At 62.8% G+C, this 15,304-nt stretch carries 14 protein-coding genes; 5 read left to right on the top strand and 9 right to left on the bottom strand.

The genetic code is table 11. The features are described from left to right. Nucleotides 1–54: 54 nt before the first annotated feature. Together AC5WNI_RS09750 and trxA are read right to left on the bottom strand one after the other, a co-directional pair. Complete coding sequence (locus tag AC5WNI_RS09750; RefSeq protein ID WP_225346733.1) at nt 55–1,173, bottom strand: major royal jelly family protein; 1,119 nt, start codon at nt 1,171–1,173, stop codon at nt 55–57. A gap of 200 nt (nt 1,174–1,373) precedes the next feature. After that, entirely contained in the window at nt 1,374–1,697 is a 324-nt protein-coding gene (gene trxA, locus AC5WNI_RS09745) for a thioredoxin (RefSeq protein ID WP_054557199.1), read from the bottom strand. Between the two features lie 527 nt (nt 1,698–2,224). Here trxA and AC5WNI_RS09740 point away from each other — a divergent pair. From AC5WNI_RS09740 to chrA, 4 genes are all read left to right on the top strand, one after another. Then, nucleotides 2,225–2,587 carry a metalloregulator ArsR/SmtB family transcription factor gene (locus tag AC5WNI_RS09740; RefSeq protein WP_225346732.1) on the top strand — a complete coding sequence of 121 codons (363 nt, stop codon included), beginning with the start codon at nt 2,225–2,227 and terminating at the stop codon, nt 2,585–2,587. A gap of 114 nt (nt 2,588–2,701) precedes the next feature. After that, the gene (locus tag AC5WNI_RS09735) at nt 2,702–3,751 is read left to right on the top strand and encodes an ArsJ-associated glyceraldehyde-3-phosphate dehydrogenase (RefSeq protein ID WP_487885902.1); all 1,050 of its coding nucleotides are present in this window, start codon (nt 2,702–2,704) and stop codon (nt 3,749–3,751) included. A gap of 1 nt (nt 3,752) precedes the next feature. Then, a complete protein-coding gene (gene arsJ, locus AC5WNI_RS09730) occupies nt 3,753–5,072 on the top strand; it encodes an organoarsenical effux MFS transporter ArsJ (protein WP_284891890.1) in 1,320 nt (439 codons plus the stop codon). A 259-nt stretch (nt 5,073–5,331) separates the two neighbouring features. Further along, entirely contained in the window at nt 5,332–6,609 is a 1,278-nt protein-coding gene (gene chrA / locus AC5WNI_RS09725) for a chromate efflux transporter (RefSeq protein WP_225346730.1), read from the top strand. Nucleotides 6,610–6,727: 118 nt separating this feature from the next. Here chrA and AC5WNI_RS09720 read toward each other — a convergent pair whose 3' ends face one another. The 7 genes from AC5WNI_RS09720 to AC5WNI_RS09690 all read right to left on the bottom strand — a co-directional run bounded on the left by AC5WNI_RS09720 (nt 6,728) and on the right by AC5WNI_RS09690 (nt 13,757). Further along, on the bottom strand, nt 6,728–7,933 hold the full coding sequence (locus tag AC5WNI_RS09720; RefSeq protein WP_225346729.1) for a GAK system CofD-like protein: 1,206 nt from the start codon (nt 7,931–7,933) through the stop codon (nt 6,728–6,730). Nucleotides 7,934–8,076: 143 nt separating this feature from the next. Further along, on the bottom strand, nt 8,077–8,751 hold the full coding sequence (locus AC5WNI_RS09715) for an HAD family hydrolase (RefSeq protein WP_225346728.1): 675 nt from the start codon (nt 8,749–8,751) through the stop codon (nt 8,077–8,079). After that, the gene (locus AC5WNI_RS09710; protein WP_225346727.1) at nt 8,744–9,931 is read right to left on the bottom strand and encodes an ABC transporter ATP-binding protein; all 1,188 of its coding nucleotides are present in this window, start codon (nt 9,929–9,931) and stop codon (nt 8,744–8,746) included. Before AC5WNI_RS09710 ends, AC5WNI_RS09715 begins: the two co-directional genes overlap by 8 nt. Next, a complete protein-coding gene (locus AC5WNI_RS09705) occupies nt 9,931–10,911 on the bottom strand; it encodes an ABC transporter permease (RefSeq protein WP_225346726.1) in 981 nt (326 codons plus the stop codon). Before AC5WNI_RS09705 ends, AC5WNI_RS09710 begins: the two co-directional genes overlap by 1 nt. Beyond that, on the bottom strand, nt 10,895–11,743 hold the full coding sequence (locus AC5WNI_RS09700) for an ABC transporter permease (protein ID WP_225346725.1): 849 nt from the start codon (nt 11,741–11,743) through the stop codon (nt 10,895–10,897). Before AC5WNI_RS09700 ends, AC5WNI_RS09705 begins: the two co-directional genes overlap by 17 nt. Continuing rightward, nucleotides 11,743–12,576: an alkaline phosphatase family protein gene (locus AC5WNI_RS09695; protein ID WP_225346724.1), complete on the bottom strand. Its 834-nt coding sequence runs from the start codon at nt 12,574–12,576 to the stop codon at nt 11,743–11,745. Before AC5WNI_RS09695 ends, AC5WNI_RS09700 begins: the two co-directional genes overlap by 1 nt. 92 nt (nt 12,577–12,668) lie before the next feature. Next, a complete protein-coding gene (locus AC5WNI_RS09690) occupies nt 12,669–13,757 on the bottom strand; it encodes an ABC transporter substrate-binding protein (RefSeq protein ID WP_225346723.1) in 1,089 nt (362 codons plus the stop codon). Between the two features lie 632 nt (nt 13,758–14,389). Here AC5WNI_RS09690 and AC5WNI_RS09685 point away from each other — a divergent pair. After that, entirely contained in the window at nt 14,390–15,160 is a 771-nt protein-coding gene (locus AC5WNI_RS09685) for a UTRA domain-containing protein (protein ID WP_153635956.1), read from the top strand. Nucleotides 15,161–15,304: the final 144 nt, after the last annotated feature.

Genomic DNA, 15,304 nt, shown 5'->3' with positions numbered 1-15,304 from the left:
GTCTTTCAGAGGGTCGACGCGACCGACCTCTCTATTGCCGATTCAATTATCGACTCAATTGTCGACGGGCCAGACCTTGAAGATACGGTACGGCGCCTGGCCGCTATCCTTGCCGTCATTGAAGGGCGGCGTGCTGTCGAGCTGATTGACGGTGACATAGAGCCAGCCGTCGGCCGCCATGCGCACGCCATCCGGCCAGTCGAGACGTTCATCGCGCACCAGCGGCGTCAGTTTGCCATCGGCGCCCAACACATCCAGCCCATGCTGATTGAGGTTGGTGAAGTAGTGGATGCCCCCAGCGGTATCTGCGCCGTCGGAAACGGGCTTGTCGCCGACGCGCGTGATGGCAGCGGCGATGGTGGCGTGATCGGCGCCTTCGCGCAGCAGCTTGGCCGGTAAGCTGTACCAGCTGTGGCCGGTCATGGCGCCGAAGAAGACCGTCTCGCCATCGCCGGACAGGGTGATCGGGTCGACGCCGACCTTGGCAGGCTTGCCATTGAACTGGACGTCCTTGCCATCGATCTTGAGCTTGGCACCAGGTTCTGCCTCAAGCGCCGGGTGCTCGCTGAAGCGGGTGGCTTCGCCGCTCTCCAGGTCGACGGTGATCAAGCCCGGATTGGCGATGTCTGCCAGATAGGCCACGCCACGGCTGCGGTCCACCGCCAGGTCCTGAACGAAGCTGCCCTCGGGGGCGATGTTCGCAGGCAAAGTCAGCTTGATGATCAGCTTTCCCGAGGCAATATCGAAGCCCCACAGGCGGGTCTTGCCCAGATGCAGCCCCATGTCGGTGATCCACAGTCCACCCTGGCCATCCTGGTAGATGCCCAGAGGGGAATCGATGGTGGCGTCGCTGTAGCGGCCGGCATGCGTCTGCAAGGCAGGGGAGGGCCAGGCGCGGTAGCTGTTCTGGCCGGTGATCTCGACCAGTTGCACGTCGTGATCCCCATCCATCGGGTGGATGGTGGCGAAGACCTGTCCATTGGGCGTCACCGCCACATTGCCGGGGCGAATCTGCATGACGGCGACAGAGCGCATTTCACCGTAGGCAGGCCCGGCCTTGAGCGCTGAGGTGGTGGCCGGCAGGGTCGTATGGCCGTTGGCGCAGCCCGTCAGCAGGCCGGTAAGCAGGGCGACCATGCCCAGATGTCGGGTCGAACGGACGGGGTCAGGCATCAATGTTTCCTTGTCGTGATAATGCTGGTGTTACTGTCGCGGTCAGCGATATCTTGAAGGCAGGAATTTCTCTATTACGATAATTGCCTGAAAAATCATGGGCATAGAGTAACCTAAAGCACCGTGCAGACCAAAAAAACGCCCTCATGGAGGGCGTTTTCATTGCAGCGTCAGGGCCTTGCGGCCAGCGGCCGATTCGATCAGGCGTGACGCGAGATCATGGCGTCGAAGTTTTCCTTCGGCTGGACGCCGGTCAGGGCTTCGAGCTTCTCGCCGGACTTGAACAGCGCGATGGTCGGCAGGCCACGGACGCCATTCTGGGCGGCGAGGTCCGGTGCATCATCGACATTGATGGCAACGACCTTGAGGGCATCGCCCTGTTCTTCGGCGATGGATTCGACGATCGGGTCGAGCATCTTGCACGGGCCGCACCACGGTGCCCAGAACTTGACCAGCACCGGCTGCTCGCTCTCGATGACTTCCTGGGTGTAGTTGCTATCGACGACTTGTGCGAAATCCGCCATTTGTCTCTCCTGTGCATCACGAGGGATGCGTGATTCAAAAGGGCACTTGGTATGCCTGATGCACACACACTAACGCCGCTCGACTTTTGTTCGCAAGCGCATTCGCTTTTGAGGCCAGGCAACATATGCGTGCCGTTTGCGCAACAGTGGCGATGGTGTGACCGGCTACCCGCTGGTACTCCGAGCCAAGCGACACTCTGATCGCGCTTCATTTGTCCTCCATTCCCTCTCCAATCGCTCTCCATCGCTGCCATCGATTCAGGCGCCGGCTGTCATCCAACTGTCATACATGTGTCATTTTATATATGGAAAAACACATATATGATATTTCGTATATCGGCGCGCTTCAGCCGGCTGGGAGACATCCTGCCTTGCCTTGCGTCAGGTGCCGGTGAGAGGGGGCGGGAGAGGGAATCGGGTGGGGGAATCGGGTGGGGGAATCGAGAGGGGAGCAAGGTGGCTCAGGCATACGCGAGGACATCGCTATGAAACCGTCAACCAATGACGTTATTGATGGAGTGGGAGACATGGCGGCCTGCCTGACACCGTTGCAGGTCTTCAGGTGCCTTGCCGAGGATACTCGCCTGACCGTCGTGCAGCTGTTGGCCCAGATGGAAGAGTTGTGTGTCTGTGAGCTTATCTGGCTGCTGGAACAGCGTGCCATGCCCATCTCCCAGCCCAAGTTCTCGCGGCATCTCGCTCAGCTGAGAGATGCTGGCCTGCTGACCAGTCAGCGGCGTGGCCAGTGGGTGCACTACCGTCTGGCACCTGACCTTCCAGCTTGGTGCCATCAGATTCTCGCGACTCTCTGTCAGGCCAACGCCCGCGAGGTGTCGCGCTGGGTGGCGTGGCTGGAGACGATACCCAACCGCCCTGTGCGCTGCTGCTGAGCGCACAGGCCGTAGAACGTTAGCCGAATCTTTTCGAACACTCTCAAGGAAATGCCCATGTGCCCTGCTCATAGCGCTCCGTCCTATTCCTCGTCCATCAGCGTGCCGGAGGGCATGCCGGCCCTGCGCGTCGGTATCAACGGCTTCGGGCGCATCGGTCGTCTCGCCCTGCGCGCGCTGTGGAAGCTACGCGATGATATCGCGCTGGACGTGGTGCGTATCAATGACCCGGGTGGCGATGCCGCGACCTTCGCCCATCTGCTGGAATTCGATTCCGTGCATGGCCAGTGGTCGCCGGGCGCCGGTATCACCAGCGACGCGGATTCCATCACCCTCGATGGTCAGCGCACGGCATTCTCAAGCCAACGTGAGATCGGTGATACCGACTGGTCGGGCTGCGATGTGGTGATCGAGGCCTCCGGCAAGAAGAAGAGTACCGAGGTGCTGAACGCCTATCTCGAGCAGGGCGTCGCGCGGGTCGTGGTCTCCGCGCCGGTCAAGGAAGAGGGCGTGCTCAACATCGTCATAGGCGTAAACGATCACCTCTACAACGCCGAACAGCATCGCATCGTGACGGCAGCCAGCTGCACCACCAACTGCCTGGCACCGGTGATTAAGGTGATTCAGGAGAAGTTCGGCATTCGTCATGGCTCCATGACCACCGTGCACGACATCACCAATACCCAGACGATTCTGGATGCGCCGCACAAGGACCTGCGCCGCGCGCGGGCCTGCGGCATGAGCCTGATTCCGACGACCACCGGTTCCGCCAAGGCGATCAGCGCCATCTTCCCGGAACTGGAGGGCCGCTTGAACGGCCACGCCATCCGTGTGCCGCTGGCCAATGCCTCCCTGACCGACATGGTGTTCGAGCTCAATCGCGAAGTGACGGTGGAAGAGGTCAATCAGGCGCTGCAGAGCGCTGCGGAAGGTGAACTGGCCGGCGTGCTGGGCTACGAGACACGCCCGCTGGTGTCGATCGATTTCCGTACCGATTCCCGCTCCAGCATCATCGATGCGCCCTCGACCATGGTCGTCGCGGGCACCCAGCTCAAGCTGTACGCCTGGTATGACAACGAGTGGGGCTATGCCAACCGCACCGCAGAGCTGGCGCTGAAAGTGGGCCTGGGTGATCTGGCCGACGCCAGCACACAGGAGCGCTGAAATGCTTGCCCGCCTGCGAGAGCTGCCCCATGAGGTGCGCCAGTACCTGCTGGTGACGGGGAATTACTGGGCCTTCACGCTGACGGATGGCGCACTGCGCATGCTGGTGGTGCTGCATTTCCATTCGCTGGGCTACTCGGCGCTGGATATCGCGCTGCTGTTCCTGTTCTACGAAGCCTTTGGTGTCGCCACCAACCTGGTCGGCGGCTGGCTGGGGGCAAGGCTTGGTCTCAATCGCACCATGAATGCCGGGCTTGCGATGCAGCTGGTGGCGCTCGGCATGCTGTTGGTGCCGGAGTCCATGCTGACGGTGGTCTGGGTGATGATTGCCCAGGCGCTGTCCGGCATCGCCAAGGACCTCAACAAGATGAGCGCCAAGAGCGCCATCAAGGTGCTGGTGCCGAAGGGGCAGCAGGCGGCGCAGTCGCAGAGAGCGCTGTATCGCTGGGTCGCGCTGCTGACCGGTTCCAAGAATGCCCTCAAGGGCCTGGGCTTCTTCCTCGGTGGCGCGGCGCTCAGTCTCATCGACTTCCAGGGCACGGTGTTGGCCATGTGGCTCATGTTGGCCGTGGTGCTGGTGCTGTCACTGCGCAAGCTCTCGGCATCGCTGGGGCAGAGCAAGGCCAGCCGCAAGCCGGCGTTTCGTGAGATGTTCTCGACCTCGCGGGCAGTCAATGTGCTGTCGGCGGCGCGCATGTGCCTGTTCGCTGCACGTGATGTCTGGTTCGTGGTCGCCTTGCCGGTCTATCTAGCCGAGGTACATGGCTGGAACTTCTGGACAGTCGGTATCCTGATGGCCGCATGGGTGATCGGTTACGGCGGAGTGCAGACCCAGGCCCCGCACATCACCGGGCCGATCGCGCGTCGCTTGAGCGGTGATGCGGGCGTGCGCTGGATGACCGTGCTGCTGGCCGGTGTGCTGGCGCTGTTGCCCGCGCTGATGGCGAGCATGTCGCTGGATGCGAAGCAGGGTGGCGACAGCAGTGCGGCCATCCTGTTGGGGCTGGCGCCCCTTGAGTGGTTGATCATCGGTCTGCTGGTGTTCGGCGTTATCTTCGCCGTCAATTCCAGCTGGCACAGCTACCTGATCGTGCGCTTCGCGCGCAGTGAAGGCGTGTCGATGGATGTCGGCTTCTATTATATGGCCAACGCCATGGGGCGCCTGCTGGGCACGTTGCTGTCCGGTTGGCTCTATCAGGCCTATGGTCTGGAAGCCTGCCTGTGGTGGTCGGCGGCACTGGTGGCGGCGAGTGCCGTGATGACCATCGCATTGCCCTCGGACACGCAGCATGCCTCCACTCAGGAGACGTCGGCCAACTGAAGCCTTCGCCGGGCACCTGACGCCTAAGCCCTTATGCAGGAAGCCCTCATGCAGGAAGCCCGTCCCAACCATGGGGCGGGCTTCCTGTCATCTGGCGGCGATAGTCTGGTGGGTGATGCAAGTGACGCGAGGATCAGCTTATTGCGAATTCACCTGATGTCACCGTAGCGTCAGCAAGTGGAAATTCTTTCGTATAGCTCTCACATAACCCCCTCGCTGGATTTCTGGTCGTTATCCTTTCCGCTCCAAGAGAAACGTCATGTCACATCCGGATGAAACTGCGAAGCGTGAGCGCGACCACGCGACACTTGATGCCCCGCTTGCGAGCGACAAGACGCGGCGCAGTGAAGTGCTGCGCACCTTTTTTACCTTGGGGCTGACCAGCTTCGGCGGCCCGATTGCCCACCTGGGATACTTCCACGATGAGCTGGTACGCAGGCAATGCTGGTTGAGTGACAAGGCCTACGCCGAGCTGGTCGCGCTCTGTCAGTTTCTGCCGGGGCCGGCCAGCAGCCAGGTCGGTTTCGCGCTGGGCATGGTGCGTGGCGGTGGCGTGATGGGGGGGATACTGGCGTGGATCGGATTCACCTTGCCGTCTGCGCTGGCGTTGCTGGTATTGGCACTGGTGGCGGGCAGCCTCGAAGGGCCGCTGGCCTCGGGGGTGAGCCATGGCTTGAAGCTGGTGGCGGTGGCCGTCGTCGCCCAGGCGATCTGGGGCATGGCGCGCAAGCTGTGCCCGGATTTGCGGCGTACCTGTCTGGCGCTGTTGGCCATGCTGGGCCTGGCGCTGGCACAGAGCGTTTGGATACAAGTCGCCTGGACGCAGGTCGGGGTGATCGCGATGGGCGCAGTGCTCGGTAGCCTGCTGTGTCGTGATGACAAGGCGGCATCCGTGCGCCAGCACGCCCGGGCCGCGGGGCTGTCACTGCCGGTCTCGGCGCGCCTGGCACGCTACTGCCTGGTCGCGTTCTTCGTGCTGTTGATCGGCCTGCCGCTGGTGGCATCGGGCAGTCTGGTCGATATCTTCTACCGTGCTGGGGCGCTGGTGTTCGGGGGCGGGCATGTGGTGCTGCCGCTGCTGGAGGCCTCCACCGTCGAGACGAGCCAGATCGCGGCCGATACCTTCCTCACCGGCTATGCCGCCGCCCAAGCAGTGCCGGGGCCGCTGTTTACCTTTGCCGCCTGGCTGGGGGCCGGCATGTCGCAGGTGGGCGGCGGTTCGGCATTGCTCGGTGCCGTCATTGCGCTGTTGAGCATCTTCCTGCCGGGGATTCTGCTGCTGATCGGTGTGGCGCCTTTGTGGGGGCGTCTGCGCGCACGCGCCGGGGCGCGCGCTGCGCTCGCCGGCGCCAACGCGTCCGTGGTGGGCGTGCTGGGCATGGCGCTCTATGACCCGCTGTGGACCACCAGCGTGCTGAGCCGCACGGACCTGGTGATCGCGCTGGCCGCCTTCATCGCCCTGACCCGTTTCTCGCTGGCACCCTGGAAGCTGGTGCTGGGGATGGTGATTCTCGGCGCGGTGCGTGGCATGATCTAAGCCCCGACGTCGTATCTGACAAAAGAACGCCCCCGTCTGCTGTTGGCAGGCGGGGGCGTTCTTTTTCTGCAGAGCAGCTCAGGCAGAGCAGCTCAGGCCGAGCGGCTCGTGGTTGGCGTCACACCAGCGACAGCAGTGCGGTGACCAGCAGCTCGTTGTCGTAGTAGGGTGCGCTCTGCTCGCTGATCAGCTTGGTGTCGATCACGGTGATGCCCATGCGCTCGAGCGCCTCGGTGCAGGGGCCGCCGGGGTAGTCGCCGCGTTGGCTGTCGAGGAGCACGATGTTGAGCAGGTTCTCGGTGGGGCAGTCTTCCATGCGGCCGGTGAGGTCTGCACACAGGGTGTCGAGCAACATGTGGACAAGCTCGTCCATGCACTTGCCGGTCTGCTCCGGGTCCGGGCAGCAGTTGGGGATATAGACCTTGGGGCAGGGGTTGGCCAGCACCGCACGCCCGACACCCTTGGGCAACAGATTGGCGAGCACACTGGAATAGAAGCTGCCGGGGGGGAAGCAGATCAGTTCGGCCGACTCGATCAACTGGCGATTGTTGGCGTGTAGCTCCGGCACCACGGGCACGTGGTGGTCGCCCTCTGCCGCTGCCAGACGCATGCGCGCGATGGGCGAATCGAGGGGGGGGACTTCCTTGCCGGTGATGCGGTGCTGACCGATGATCTCGCGACCATCTTCCAGCGTCACCGCCAGATGACAATCGGCATTGACCACGGCGCGTACCGTGCCGCGCACGTGTACCAGCTTGGAGAACAGGAAGATGATCTGATCCAGTTGCTGGTGATGGTTCAGATAGCCGCCGGCAATGATCAGGTTGCCGATGCTGGCGCCGCGCAGATCGAAGCCTTCCGGCATGGCCTCGATGAGAAAGCCCAGCTGATGGCAGATCAGGGTGCGCATCGGTTCCGCGACCGCCATGGTCAACGGATGCCGCCCAGCCGCCAACTCGCGCAGCGTAGCGTGCAGCATCTCCGGGCGAGCTTCACGCGGCAGGCGGTGAGTAAACAGGCGATAGATATCGGGATGGCCCAGAACGCTGTCATCGGCCAGCGCCATCAGGCGTGAACGCAGATCGCCGATAGCGGGCATCGAGAAGGCCTCGCGCAGTTTGGCCGAGCTGCCCCCGGAGTCGAACGGCGTCACCAGATGGATGCTGTGGTGGGTATAGCGGGTCAGGGTGCGCGAGACCCCGGTCAGCGCGGTGCCGCCACTGAAGAACAGCACGCGCGGGCCGACTTCGGGGGCTTTCAGATAGCGCCTGACGCGCATGGGATCGGGTACACGTGCGGTCCGACTGACCCTGACCTTGGCCATTGCATGGCTTCCTTTATGCTTGCATTTTTGGCACAGAGTGCCTTTTTTTACGCCCAGCGTCGCCTATTATGCACTTTCTCTCAATTTCAGCGCAGGGGCTCTTGATCCCAGCCCAGCGTCTCTTGTTGCCAATTCGGCTTACCTCATTGCCAACGTAGTGTCTGCCAGGCGCGCTGTCGCGCCAAGTTGGCAAGGGTCGGGTCCGGATGGACGGCGAAGGGGTGATCGACGAATTCCAGCAAGGCCAGATCATTGCGTGAATCCGAATAGCCCCAGCTGGGCACTCCGGCGCTGTGGCTGGCGTGTTGCTGCTGCCATGCCTTGAGTGCTGCGAGCTTGCCCTCGCGGAAGGTGCGAATGCCACAGGCCCGCCCGTTGTAGTAGCCCTGCTCGGTCTCGAGGGCCGTGGCCAGGGCCGCGTCCAGCGCCAGGCGCTCGGCGAGGGGGGCGACCAGATGCGCCGTCGAGGCCGAGATGATCACGATCTGATGGTTCTGCGCGCGGTGCCAGTGAATTCGCTCCAATCCCTCACGATACAGGCGCGGCATCAGTTCGGCATCGAGAAAGCGTGCCACCTCGGCATCGACTTCACTGACGGCGCGACCCCCCAGCGGGGCCAGCAGGTGGGTCAGGTGCGTCTCCATGTCCAGCTCACCGGCCGCGTAGTCCAGCATCTGTTGTGCCCAGATTGCGCGATATTCCTCGCCATTGGCGATCCAGCCCTGCGCGATCAACCAGTCGGTCCAGAGCCCCGTGGCATCGCCTTCGAGCAAGGTGTCATCGAGATCGAAGATGGCAAGCCCCGTGATGTCATCCATGGGACACCTCCGACGTTGCGACGGTCTCGTCCCCGCCCAGCGCCTGAACTTCATCCAGATCGGCGTGCAGCATCACGCGGAGATGACACGGCAGTAGCTGCCGAGCACTGCGATTGAGGACATCGACATTCAGGCGCAGTCCCTGACAGTCCACCTCGTAACGCACGATATTGCCGAGCAGCTGGTGGCGGCGAATCACGCCCGGGCAACCGGGGCCGGCATTGTCTGGCAAGGGTTGGGTCGGGAAGTTGGTATATTCATCCTGCTGTCCCTGGGGGCTGGTGTCCGGTTGCAGGTACAGCGCTTCCGGACGCAGTGCCACGCGCGGGCTGTCGCTTTCGTAGCCGAGCAGCGGGCGCGCCAGCTCGCGACCGATCAGATTGTAATGCCCCATGAAGCCCGCCGCCGTGGCATCCACCGGGCGGGTATACAGCGACTCGGCATTGCCCTGTTGCAGGATGCGCCCCTGATGCATCAGGAAGATGCGGTCCGACAGCAACAGTGCCTCTTCCTGATCGTGGGTCACGAACAGGGTGGTCAGGCCGAGGCTCTTCTGAATATCACGGATCTGATCACGCAGATGGCGGCGGATACGTGCATCCAGTGCCGACAGCGGCTCATCCAGCAGCAGGATCTGCGGCTCGACCACCAGCGCGCGTGCCAGTGCCACACGCTGACGCTGGCCGCCGGACAATTGGTGCGGGAAGCGCTGCGCCTGATCGGTCAGCTCCACCAGTCTGAGCACCTCGCTGACACGCCGCTCGCGTTCTTCCGGGCGCACCTTCTTCATGCGCAGCCCGAAGGCCACGTTGTCCGCCACGCGCATGTTGGGGAACAGCGCATAGTGCTGGAAGACCATGCCGATGCCGCGACGCTGCGGCGGCAGTGGCGTGATGTCGTGACCATCGACGATGATCTGGCCGGCATCGACATCATTGAGCCCAGCAATGGCGCGCAGCAGGGTCGACTTGCCGCAGCCGGAGGGGCCGAGCAGGGTGATGAATTCCCCGCGCGCGATCTCGGCATCTATCTCGGCGAATACCTGGGTCTTGCCGAAGCTCTTGGCCAGGCCATTGAGCTTGAGGTAGTGCTGGTCGGCGGCGCGTTCGCGCAGGGCGCTGGTCAGAAGGCCGCCGGCGCTCTGGATATCGAATGTGGTGGCGGTGTCGATGGCAAGCATCAGCGGTCCCCTCGGGGTGTGGAGTCTGACGACTGGTGGTGGGTGTGGCGCGGCTCGGATTCGGCGCTCGACACCGGGCCGGGCAAGCCGTCGGTCATGGTGGTGGCCAGCGCCTCGTCGGGGTCATCTGCGGGCATCTCTTGCTCGGCGGGCTGACGATTGCCGAGCCAGGTCAGGATCAGCGTGAATACGAACAGGGTGATGACCAAGGCGCTGGTGAAGTGGCCGCTGGCGCCGCGGATATTGTTCAGATAGACCTGCAGGGTCTCGAAGCGTGTGCCGACCAGCATGTTGGCGAATACGAATTCGCCAGCCAGGAACGAGAAGGCCAGGAAGACGGCAATCTGGATGCCGACGCGAATATTGGGCAGCACGACCAGGAAGAACGCCTTGAGCGGACTCGCCCCCAGCAGTTGAGCGGCTTCCATCAGGGATGCCACGTCCAGCGCACGCAGGCTGTTGGCCAGAGCGCGGTACATGAAGGGCAGCACGATGGTGAAGTAGGTGGGGATCAGGATCCACGGCGTGCCGACGATGGCCAGCGGGCCGCCTGCATAGAGCTGCAGCAGGCCGACCGATGACACGATGGGCGGCACGGCGAAGGGAAGCAGGATCAGCCCATTCATCACGCTATCCAGGCGCGGATAGCGTGTGTGGGCAAGAAACACCACCGGCACGATCAGCAGCAATGACAGTGCCAGCGCACCGACGGCGACCAGCAGCGAGCGCCCGAACGCCGCCAGAAAACGCGGTGTGGTCCAGAGTTCCAGAAACCATTTCACGGTCAGGGCATCGGGGGTCAGGCTGGCGCCCCAGCGTGTCGCCAGGGCGTAGAACAGCGTCGCGATCAGCGGCAGTGCCAGCAGCGCGAAGACACTGGTGACGATGAAGGTGTAGACATTCACGCGGTGCAGGCGCGCCATCAGGCTGGGCAGCAAGGGCTTGCCGTGGCGATAGGGCAGTTCAGCGGGAAGTGACATGGTAGCTCCTGCGCATGAGCCATTGCTGAATCAGCGTGACGATGACGAGGATGACGACCAGCACCAGGGCCAGTGCACTGGCCAGTTCCGGCTGCAGGAACAGGTCCCCGGAGACCAGATTGGCGATGCGGATGGTCATCAGGTTGTAGCTGGTGTTCACCAGCGCATAGACGGTGGCGTAGGCGCCCATGGCATTGGCGAAGAGTACGGTGAGCGTGCCTGCCAGGGACGGCCACAGCACCGGCAGGCCGATGTGCTGCCAGTAGGCGAGGCGGTTGGCGCCCAGCAGGCTGGCGGCTTCACGCCATTCCGTCTTCAGAGTGCTGAAGGCGGGATATAGCAACAGGATGCCCAGCGGAATCTGGAACCAGGTGTAGATGACGATCAGGCCGGTGCGCGAGTAGAGATTGAAGTCCTCGAGCAGGCCGAAGCGCTCCAGCATCAGGGTCAGCATGCCGTTGGCGCCCATCAGGATGATGAAGGCGAAGGCCAGCGGGACACCGGCGAAGTTGCTGGTCATGTTGGTGAAGGCGATCATCATGCGCGTCAGGCGCGGACCACAGCGGTGCATGCTGTGACAGGTCACGGCGGCGATCGTCAGCCCCAGCACGCTGGACATGAAGGAGATCTCAAGGCTGCGCCAGATGGCCTGTCGGAAGAAGGCCGAGGAGGCGATCTCGTGAAAGTTGGCCAGCCCCCAGCCGGTGGGAGTCTTGAAGGCACTGACCATTACCCACACCAGCGGCGCGATCTGGAAGGCGCCGAAGATCAGTGCAAACGGCAGCAACCACATGACGGGGCTGGCCAGGCGGCGCTTGAAGGCGGCAGTCATCACTGGAGGCCTCGCGTGGCAGCATGGCTCGCCAGCAGCGACGGATTGCTCGCCTTGCTGTGCTCAAGTCCCAGCAATGTGGCCAGGGTGCCGCAGAGCTCGCGTTGCTTGAGATTCGTCGCGGCGCCGTTGGCGAAGGCGTTGCCGAAGGTCCACAGCGGCACGCGACGCTCCTCTGCCAGCAGGCCGGAGTGTGAGCGGTCGGCATTCATGCCGTGATCGGCGGTGACCATCACCTGATAGCCGGCTTCCAGCCATGCCGGCAGGTAGTCGGCCAGGGCGACGTCGGCATGCCGTGCGGCATTGCGATACTGCGGTGTGTCGCCGCCATGACGATGGCCGGCATCGTCGATGTTCATGCTATGCACCAGCAGGAAATCCGGGTCGTGACGCAGGCGCAGCATTTCGGCGTCACTGAACAGATGGTCATCCGGGTAATGGTCCTGCCAGTAGAAGATGCCCGCCTGGATGGCGGATTCCGGGTTGTCGAGCCAGCGATGGCGGGCCGCTACGAAGGGGGCCGCAACATAGAGTTCACTGACCCAGTGATAGGCGGCGGCAGCCGTGCGCTTGCCCTGCTGGCTGGCAAGGTCGAACAGACTGATGCCGCGTGAGCGACGCACGATACCGTTGTTGACGATACCCGAGTCGACAGGCAGGTCGCCGGTCAGCAGGCATTCATAGAGCGGGCGCGACATGGCCGGCAGCTCGCAGTCCAGTGATTGATACTGGCCACGGCCGGCCTCGACCAGGGCACTCAGATAGCCCATGGCATGATGACCCACGGCGTGGTTGAGGCCGTCGAGCACGACAAGAATGACACGCTGAGACATGGTGACTCCGTGAAGCTCAAGACGGCACCGCAAAGGCGATGCCGTCTGTCAGGATGGTGCGCGCTCTGCTCGCGTGAAGCAGAGGCCGGGGATCACTGCTGGTGGATCAGTACCTGGGACTGCCACTGACGCGGCAGCTGTTTGGCACTGGCTTCCCAACCCGCGAAGTCCTGGACCGGACGAGCATTGGCGTACTGCTCGTTGGGCAGCAGCTTGGCGGCGATATCCTCGGGCAGGGTGATGTGCTCGGCGCGGATCGGACGGGCATAGCCCTTGGCCAGATTCAGCTGACCGGCATCGGAGAGGATGTACTCTCGGGCCAGCTTGGCGGCATTCGGGTGCGCGGCATGCTTGTTGATGATAGTGGCGTAGCCGGAGGTGACGGAGGCATCAGACGGAATGACGACCTCGAAGGTGTCGCGGTTGATCTGATCGCGATAGTTCAGGGCATTGAAGTCCCACAGCAGGGCGACTTCGACTTCGCCTTTCTCCAGGTTGGCGATGCTCGGCTCTGCCAGTGACAGACGGCCCTGGCGCGCCAGTTCCGCGAAGACTTCCAGGCCCGGTGTCAGGTCGGATTCCTTGCCGCCATTGGCGAAGGCAGCGGCCAGAATGGCGTTGTTGGCCTGTGAGGCCTTGCCCACCGCGCCGACGGACACCTTGTAATCACCCTCGGCGAGGTCGGCGAAGGAGGTCGGGCGCTCATCTTCACTGACCAGTGTCTTGTTGATCATGAAGGAAATGGTGCCGGTGTAGCCCAGTACCCAGTGGCCATCCTTGTCTTTGGCCCACTCCGGGATCTGCTCCCAGGTCGTGGTCTTGTAGGCTTGGGTCACGCCTTGCTGCACCGCGATCGGACCGAAGGCGAAGCCCACGTCACCGATATCGGCGGTGGCGTTCTCACCCTCGGCCTTGAACTTGGCGACTTCCTCGGCGGAGCTCATGTCGGTATCGCTATGCGCGATGGAATACTTCGACTCGAGGTCAGCCCAGGTGTCCTTCCAGTTGGCCCAGCTGTCCGGCATGCCGACGCTATCGACACGGCCTTCGGACTGAGCGGCCTCGAGAAGGTCAGCCGGCATGTCGGCGGCACTGACGGAGGCACTGCCCAACAGGGCGGCCATGCAGGTGGAAACCAGCAGACCGGTGGAACGGGATGAGGTAGTGGCAATCGACTTCAAGGAGATTTCCCCAGTAGGTGATGAACAATCGCTGCGCTGAAGGTAAGGCGTGACGGGCATCAGGCACCCTGTCGACACGCTGAGAGCACGTCCGGGTGCTCAGGCCAGTTCTCGGATCATTGATCAGACCAGTGCTCTGCCAAGTGCTCAGGCAAGTGCTGAGACAGCCGAGACTGTGTGGTCTAGTTCAGTTCGAAAGTCGCGATCGACTCTAGCGCTCGCCTGTGACAGTTGCGTGTCGTCAACATGTCGTTGTCATGGCATGGGATGGCGGCTCTGTCTCTGTCTCCTTCATACCTTCTTCGTGCCTTGCCGCGGGCCCCGGTCCTCGCTATCTTCCAGAGCCATAAGTGTGCAAAGCATGGGCGTGCAAGGCATGAGCCAGCGTGTGATGACTGGCCTGTCGTGGCAGCCAGACCTGCGCTGTCACCGAGTTGTCACGCTAATGCCACTATTCTCCTCATGCATGTCTCGACAAGCGTGTCTTGAAAAGTCGCGCTGAGCTTTGCGGGGCATCTGAACTAGGCCACAGAAATCGCTTCTCTCTGACCCTTTCCATCCTGGACGCCCTGGATGTCATGCAAGTGACTCGCCAGAATTTGCTGTCTTTCGTTATCTTTCAGGAACTTCGCATGCTTTCATCTTCTCTCGAGCCCCAGAGTGACGCCGCTTCATCGGCAACTTCTGACACGGATGTCCCCGTGGCAGGGCTCAAGGGCAAGCTGCTGAACCATCTTGAGGCAGCGCCGCTACGCGCTTCACAGCGCCTGCCCTCCGAGCGCGAGATGATCGAACGTTTTGCCACGACGCGGGTCACCCTGCGCGACACCTTGCTGCAGCTGGAGGCGGAGGGGCGTATCTATCGCGAGAATCGGCGGGGCTGGTTCGTCTCGCCGCCACGACTGCGCTATGACTTGCTGGCGTGCCTGCCATTTCGCGACATGGTCGAGTCACAGCAGCGGGTGGCCAGCACCGAGGTACTGGCGGCAGGGGAAGTCGCCGCCAACGCGGTGATCGCGCGGCGGCTGGGGATTGCGGAGGGCTCAGTGGTCTATCGCATCACTCGCGTGCGACGTATCGATGGGCGGCGCGTGCTGCATGTCTGCCATCACCTGCGACGTGACTGCTTCCCGGGCATCCTCGATTTCGACCTCGGAGCCCACTCCCTGACCGACCTCTACCGGCACGAATACGCCATTCGTGTCAGTCGCGTCAGCTTCGAGCTGGCCTCCACGGTGTTTGACGCTGAGGCCGCCGCCGCGCTTAACGCCGCGCAGGGCAGTCCTGCGCAGCGCATCACTCGCATCAACTTCGATCAGAATGGCCGCGCGGTGGACTGCGATGATGAACACTGGCGCCACGACGCCATCGAATTGACGCTGAGTGCCGCACCACAGAGTTAGTTGGCAAGTTCGCGGTAAAGCCTGAATGCCTGGCAAGCTGTTGGTGGCCCAGACGAAAACACCCGCACACCTCTCTGTCAGTGGAGGCCGTGCGGGTGTTTTTTGTCATTGCTGAGGAGGCATGTCTGTCAGGCCGATTTCATC

This window comes from Cobetia sp. PDI-12MA (assembly GCF_059507695.1).
This window is presented reverse-complemented; position numbering and strand designations above follow the sequence as displayed.